Here is a 7031-nt window from a genome sequence, read left to right on the forward strand (position 1 = left end):
GCGCCGCCTCGCGTTTCCGTACGGGGGCCGGAGGCGAGCTCAGCGCATGGCCGAAACGCGCCGCGCGAGGGCTCGCATGGCCGCGTCCGCGGTCCGCCGACTGTCCCGGCCGGGATCGATGAGCTCGGGGAGCTCGTGGAGTTCGAAGCTATCGAGCCACGCGAGGAGGCCCGTCTGGGTCACGACACCAGGCCTCCCAGTGTTGGCGATCGCCCGCACGCCTCGCTCTTCGAGGTAGTCCGCGAGGCCATCGATGAGCTCGTGGACCTGTCGTCGCGCCCGCGGAGTCAGGTCCCGGCCATGCCGTTCGGCGAAGGCCCCGAGCAGATCACGGATGGGGAGGTTTGGCACTCGCGGGTGGACGAGCGCGTGCGAGGAAACAAAGTGGGTCGTGCGCATCGGGTCTCTCCAACTGACTCAGTTCTATCGAGCCTCTGAGGGTACGGATGGGTGCAGCTCAATGTTCGATCGTCGCTCAGGTGAGCGCCACGTCGAGCCTCGAGCATGCACCCCGGAGCTGCGCGCGGGCCCGGTGCAGGCGAGACTTGACGGCAGAGACCGTCAACCCGAGGGTCTCGGCGATCTCTGGGGCTGTCAGACCTTCGAGCTCTCGGAGCACGAAGACCTTGCGATCGACCTCGGCGAGCTCAGCCAAGGCCTTGCGCAGGCCATCGCGCAGGCCGTCTCGTGCGGCGGCGCTCTCGGGGCAGCTGTAGGCGTAGGCGAGGAAACGGGGGTCACTGTGGGCGACGTCGGCGATCGCGTCGTCGCGCGTGGTGAAGCGTCGACGGGAGCGCCGCTGGCGGAACAGCTGACTTCGGGCGACCGCGCTCGCCCAGGTCAGGAAGGAGGCCTCCCCCCGGAAGCCGCCGACGTGGCGGACGATCGCCAGGTAGGTGTCTTGCAGCAGCTCGTCGAAGTCATCCCTGGGCCCGCACATCCGCCGACAGATGGCGCGCAGCTGACGGTCGTGAGTGCGGAGCAGGCAAGCCAGCTGATCCGAGCTCAGGTGCGACGAAGGGGTGAAGGGCGTCGAGGCCAACATGGCCAGGGACATGTGCAGCTCGCGTACCAAAACCAGGCGCTGAGATTGTCGAGTTGCGGCGCGGTGCTGCTGGCCGCCGACTGCGAGCGACCTCCCCTTTCGGATGCAGGAGCACCGAATTCTTCGGAGCCCCTGCCTCAGATCGGATGTTCGACATCCGATTCGCCTCGCTCAGCTCGGATCCGGATCGCCCCGACGACGGAAGTCTTCCTTGCGCAGACCGTGCCGCTTCATCTTCTCGAACAAGGAGCGCTCGGCGAGCCCGGCCCGGGTCGCGGTCGCCCCAACGCGGCCCCCGGTGGCCTGAAGCAGACCGACCAGATAGGCGCGCTCGCCCTCTCGAAGCAGCGCCTCTCGCACCTCCCGCCAGGGCCGGTCGAGCCGAACCCCCCACGACGGCGCACTGTCCCCGAGGGGAGTGCCCACCCCACGATTGACCTGCGCCGCGCGACTGTCGCTCGCTGCACCAGCGGCGATGCTGACAGGTAGGTCTTCGGGCTCGACCAGGGGCCCCTCGCACAACAGCGCGGCTCGCTCGACGACGTTGATCAGCTCGCGCACGTTCCCGGGCCAGCGATAGGCCAGCAGCGCCCGCATCGCGACGTCGGAGTAGCCGCTCAGGCTCCGGCCCAGGACACCGTTGAAGCGCTCGAGCTGAGCCTCCAGCAAGCGCGCGATGTCTTCGCTGCGCTCGCGTAGCGGCGGGATCTCGAGCTCGATGACCCGCAGGCGGTAGTAGAGGTCAGAGCGAAAGCGAGCGGCCTCGACCTCGGCCTCCAAGACCTGATTCGTGGCCGCGATCAGCCGTACATCGACGTCGATCAGCTTGTCCGAACCGAGGGGCCGGAGCTGCCTGTCCTGCAAGACCCGGAGCAGCTTGGCCTGGGCCGACAGGGGGAGCTCGCCGATTTCATCGAGGAACAGAGTTCCTCCGTGGGCGAGCTCGAAGAAGCCTCGCCGAGCTCGGTTCGCGCCCGTGAAGGCGCCGCGCTCGTGCCCGAACAGCTCGCTCTCCATGAGCTCTGAGGGGATCGCGGCGCAGTTGAGGGCGATGAAGGGGCCGCCGCTGCGCGGGCTCTCGTCGTGAACGAGCTGGGCGACGCGCTCTTTCCCGACGCCGGTCTCGCCCATCACCAGGACCGTGCTCATCGAGTTCGCGGCTCGCCGCGCTCGGGCGACCAGGGCGACCATCGCGGGGCTCTCGACGATGAACGCGTCGGGGGGCTCGACGCTCCGCTCGTGCTCGTGCTGGGCGAGGGCCTGGCGGGTCGCGTGCACGCGCTCGACGACAGCCTCGAGCGCGGCTCGGAGCTCCCCGTCGTCGAGATCGAGGGAGAGGAGGCCACGCACACCGTAGCTGAGCGCCGTGGCCTCCATCTCGGAGCCGTGACCGTGGGTCAAGACCAGCAGCTCCGGGAGCTCGCTGAGGGCCTGGAGGGCCTGGAGCGAGCCGTCGAGGGTGCCGAACTCCTGACCCGCGAGGAGCACGAGGTCGTAGCCGTCCCCGTGGATCCGCTCGAGCGCTCGGCTCAGGGGGACGGTGCGCGTGAGCACGTCGAAGTTCGCCACGATGCCCACCACGCGCTCGGCGAGGGGGCGCTGGTCGGAAGCGACGAGCACGCGGAGGAGCATGACCCCCGGATGGTAGCGGCATCGGGCTCTGCGCCAAAGCCGCCCGTTTTCCCGTCGAGTGCCCAAAAAAGTGCCGGAGCACTCGCTCCGGCACGCCACCTTCGTCCACCTACTACCTTCCACGAACTACCGCTTTGTTGGAGCCCCTCTGGGGCCGAAGGGGTGCACGAAATCAGCGGAAGGTCCGGGGTCGCCGGGGCTGCACCCTTTCACGGGCTCGGTGGCTCAATCGGGGAGGCAGGCCGAACCATGGCTCCGTCCTCGACTCGTACCCAGACCCCGTCCGCTGCCTCTGCGCGCACACCTGGGTTCGACGTCGCTCGGGCGCTGGCCCTGTTGGGGATGATCCTCGTCAACTACGCGGCGATGGCAGAGCTGTCCGAGGCTCCGCCAGCGGTGGCGTGGTTGATCGAGCAGATCGAGGGCAAGGCCGCGGCGCTCTTCGTCACCCTCGCGGGGGTGGGGGTGAGCCTTCGCGTGCGGTCGGCCCTGCGTCGCGGTCACTCCCTCGCCTTCGAGCAGCGAGCGCTCGTTCGGCGCGCGGTGATCTTGTTCGCCCTCGGCCTGGTCCATCGGCACTTTTGGCCCTGGGACATCCTGCACATGTACGGCGTGTTTCTGGTCCTCGCGGCGGTGCTCCTGCGAGCGCGCTCGGGGGTCCTGCTCGGCCTCGCGGCTGGCGTGACGGCGCTGGCTGTGCCGATCCAGATGCACGTCGACTACGCGCAGTCCGAGTTTTGGAGCCTCTCGGCTGAGCTGGGTGAGATCTTCTTCGACGGCCTGTTCCCGGTGTTCCCATGGCTCAGCTTCTTGCTCGTCGGCATCGTCCTCGGGCGCGTCGACCTGAACGATCCAAAGGTGCGCCGGCCGATGCTCGCGCTGTGTGTACCCCTGATCGTCGGCGTGGAGTGGCTCGACGCCTGGGCGGACGCCGCGACGGACGCGCCCTTGCCTCACCACCCCCTCGCGCACTGGGCCCTCGCCTGGCCGCGGCCCCCGACCCCTGCGTTCGCGCTCATGGGGGTCGCCTACGCCACGCTCATCATTTGCGTGGCCATCGAGGTGACCCAACAGCGCGCCCAGGCGCGCTGGGTGGTCGCGCTGATGGCCACGGGCCAGCTCGCGCTGACGGCCTACATCGCCCACGGCATCGCCATCACCATCCCCACCGACTACGGCTACTTCGTCGAGGGCTCGCAGGTGTGGGTGCTGCTCTATGGCCTGCTGTTCTACGTTGGCTGCGTCTGGTTCGCGTGGCGTTGGCGCGTGCGTTGGCGCTACGGACCGGTCGAGCTGATCGTCCGTCAACTGAGCGCTGGGAGCCCGGCCGCGCCGTGGGGCGGCGTCCCCTTGGCTGAGCTCTCAGAGCTCGAGATGACAAAACCGAGCTGACATGAAGCGACTGGTCCCTGCCCTGGCGCTGGTCTCCCTCCTGGCCTGCCGTCGGGATCCCGAGCAGGGATCCCCGTCGGAGTCCGTCGAGACGAGCTGGCGAACGCTCCCCAAAGGGTCGACGTGGCTCGGCGCGCCCCCCGATGATCCCTGCCAACGCGGCGAGCCCGAGCCGCGCCGCTGGACCCTCGACCACGGCCTCGCCGTGAGCGCGACGGAGGTGACCCAGGCGCAGTTCGCCCGGGTGATGGGCTTCGATCCCTCCTACCACCAAGGCTGTCCAGGCTGCCCCGTCGACAGCGTGACCTTCGACGAGGCCGCAGCCTACTGCAACGCCCTGACGCGGGAGGCCAGCTTGGACCCTTGCTACCGCTGCGAGCTCAGCGACGCCGCGGACGGGGTCTTGTGCCAGACCGTCCGCGCTCCCGAGGCCTGCACGGGCTTTCGTCTGCCCACGCGCGAGGAGTGGGAGTACCTCGCCCGCGCGGGGAGCCCGACGCCGACCCACGCTGGGACCATCACCGCGTGTATGGGTCGAGACGAGGTCTCCGACCGCATCGCCTGGTACAAGGCGAACTCGAGCGGCTGGACCCACCCCGTGGCTCAGCTGGAGGCCAACCCCTGGGGCCTGTTCGACACCTCTGGAAACGTCTACGAGTGGGTCGACGAGGGGGGAGAGCCGCGCCGCGACTTTGGGCTGCTGCGAGGTGGCTCTTGGTATCACAACGCCGAGCACACCCGCGCCGCGAGCGAGCTGCGCGTGCCTCACGAGCGCCGCCTCGCTTATGCGGGCTTCCGCGTCGTCCGGACTCTGGGCGCCGCGTCTGGCCCACCGCTGCCGCTCGCGGACCACCGGGACGAGGAGCCTCCCACTCTCCCGAGCCCCTCGTCGTACCGTCCAAGCGCCGCGACTGTCGCAGCGATCGCGTTCACCCACGCAGAGCCCAGCGAGCTCGTGCCGGGCTGCGCCGACGAAAACTGCGTCATCGAGCGGCTGATCCGCGAGGCCGCCAAGGCTGGGGCCGCGCTCATCGTGACCCCGGAGTACGCCCTCGCCCAGTTCGAGGCGGAGACATGCCCCGACGTCGGTGACGAGCCCGCCGACGATCCCAACGAGCGCCCGCTCCTCGCTCGCTTCGCCGAGCTTGCGGACGAGGTCGACGCCTACGTCGTCATCAACCTCGAGACCATCGACCCGGCGAGCGACGCCCGCTACAACACCGTCGTCGCCCTCGATCCCGAGGGCGCCGTCGCGGGGACGCACCACAAGTTCGAGCTCTACGGCGGCGAACGGGACGCGCTCACGCCCGGCGGCGCGGTGTCGACCTTCGACACGCCCTTTGGCCGCGTGGGGCTATTGACCTGCGCCGACATCTACGGGCGACCTCACCTTCACGAGGAGCTCGTCAACGGACTCGACGCGCGGATCGTCGCGTGGTCTGCCGAGTGGACGGTCGACGACGCGAGGCGGTGGCAGGCGGCCTTCGCTCATGACTGGAAGGTGTTCCTCGTCGCGGCCAACGGCGCGCGCGGGGTTGGTCGCGGGGCAGGGGTCTATGGACCCGACGGTGAAGACCTCGAGCGACTCGACGCTCGCTGGCCGATCCTCTACGCGCGGCTCCCAGGCGATATGGTGGCTGACGCGGCTGGCCTCGATACACCCTGAACTGTCTCGGCGCAGTTGGCTCGGCGCAGTTGGCGTTCAATCGGATTTGCGCACATCAGCTGGATGTGTTACCTTACGATTCGCAGTGTCCCGAGTGCGCCGTCTGTGTGCGCCGGTTGATACAGCCAGAATCAAGTAGTTGGCGGGCTCCCCCGCGTTCATCAACATCAACCAGGAATCGCCATGCAGCATCAGTCGAATGTCAACAGTCTACAATCCAGTTTCAAGGGGGAGTCGGTGCCCGCGCCTGGCCAGGACAGCGCCCTCCGCTTCTTTCGCCACACCAAGCGCCCGAACTGGGGCGTGGCTGCGCTGGTGTGGGAGCGCAACGGCAAGCGCGGCTACCAGTTCTCTGATGGCAAATTGCGGGTGTTCAAGGAGGGCTACTACACCCTGTTCGAGTCCGCCGTCGTCGAGCAGGGCGGTGAAGCGGCGAGGGCCATGGTCAGGCTGACGAACCAGCGCCGGTCCGAGGGGACGAACGACACGACGAACCAGCTGTCGACGCTGCGCGACCAGATCGAGCTGTTCCGCCGCGAGTACCCGACCGGCTTCGTGGGCACGACGTGGACCAAGAAGTACCGCGGGACGGGGGCGCGGCGCCGGCTCAAGCGCCATCGAGACCCGGCGCTGGCTGAGGCTGCGCAGCTGGGCCAAAACGAGCTGCGCACGCTGATCGCGGCCGAGCAGTGGGGCCTGGTCCTCGACGTGGTCGTCGCCATGCTGTCGGGGACCAACCTGGTCCCCGCGGGGCAGCTGCGCAAGCTCAGGGCGCTGAGCCCCTCGCGGGAGCTCGTGTTCGCCATCTCCCGGTGGCTCCACGGCGAGCACGCCGACGAGCGTGAAGCCAACAAGCGCTTCGATCGCCTGGTCCGCGAGCTCGGCGACGCGGGCACCTGGGAGATCGTCACCGCCCTCGGGGGCCTGGTCCACCCCGAGGCCCACACCTGCGTGCGCCTGTCGGTCTACTCGACCCAGGGGAAGATGCTGATGTCCGGGCTCCGGGTGCAGCGGCGACCGCGGGGCAAGGACTACCACCGGCTGCTCGAGGTCGCTCGCACGGTCCAGGCCGAGCTCGAGGGCCAAGGCTTCGCGCCGCGGGACCTCCTCGACGTCTACGACTTCGTGTGGGAGACCCTGCGGCCCGCCGCGCGCGAGACCTTGCTGGCGATCCCGCGGATCCGCCTGGCCGAGGCGCGCCAGGCCAGCGAGGCAGACTCGCCGGCCAAGCGCGCGGCCTGATCAGGTCGACCTGAGGCTCGAGGCGCCCCCCTCGACGAGGTGGACTGGGAGGGG

6 protein-coding genes are annotated in these 7031 nt (G+C 69.2%); 3 read left to right on the forward strand and 3 right to left on the reverse strand.

The features are described 5' to 3' along the window. Positions 1 to 39: 39 nt before the first annotated feature. From PPSIR1_RS40905 to PPSIR1_RS40915, 3 genes are all read right to left on the reverse strand, one after another. Positions 40 to 351 carry a hypothetical protein gene (locus PPSIR1_RS40905; RefSeq protein WP_157596520.1) on the reverse strand — a complete coding sequence of 104 codons (312 nt, stop codon included), beginning with the start codon at positions 349 to 351 and terminating at the stop codon, positions 40 to 42. A 124-nt stretch (positions 352 to 475) separates the two neighbouring features. After that, on the reverse strand, positions 476 to 1057 hold the full coding sequence (locus PPSIR1_RS40910) for an RNA polymerase sigma factor (RefSeq protein WP_157596521.1): 582 nt from the start codon (positions 1055 to 1057) through the stop codon (positions 476 to 478). Positions 1058 to 1216: 159 nt separating this feature from the next. Continuing rightward, positions 1217 to 2665 carry a sigma-54 dependent transcriptional regulator gene (locus tag PPSIR1_RS40915; protein WP_198154734.1) on the reverse strand — a complete coding sequence of 483 codons (1449 nt, stop codon included), beginning with the start codon at positions 2663 to 2665 and terminating at the stop codon, positions 1217 to 1219. Positions 2666 to 2926: 261 nt separating this feature from the next. On the opposite strand from PPSIR1_RS40915, the gene PPSIR1_RS40920 reads away from it, so the two are divergent. The 3 genes from PPSIR1_RS40920 to PPSIR1_RS40930 all read left to right on the forward strand — a co-directional run bounded on the left by PPSIR1_RS40920 (position 2927) and on the right by PPSIR1_RS40930 (position 6977). Next, positions 2927 to 4069, forward strand: coding sequence for a DUF418 domain-containing protein (locus PPSIR1_RS40920; protein ID WP_269744757.1), 1143 nt, complete (start codon positions 2927 to 2929; stop codon positions 4067 to 4069). Between the two features lies 1 nt (position 4070). Further along, complete coding sequence (locus PPSIR1_RS45390) at positions 4071 to 5735, forward strand: SUMF1/EgtB/PvdO family nonheme iron enzyme (protein WP_006977226.1); 1665 nt, start codon at positions 4071 to 4073, stop codon at positions 5733 to 5735. Positions 5736 to 5972: 237 nt separating this feature from the next. After that, positions 5973 to 6977 carry a hypothetical protein gene (locus PPSIR1_RS40930; protein WP_006977227.1) on the forward strand — a complete coding sequence of 335 codons (1005 nt, stop codon included), beginning with the start codon at positions 5973 to 5975 and terminating at the stop codon, positions 6975 to 6977. Positions 6978 to 7031: the final 54 nt, after the last annotated feature.

It is taken from the genome of Plesiocystis pacifica SIR-1, assembly GCF_000170895.1.
Taxonomy (GTDB): Bacteria; Myxococcota_A; Polyangia; order Nannocystales; family Nannocystaceae; genus Plesiocystis; species Plesiocystis pacifica.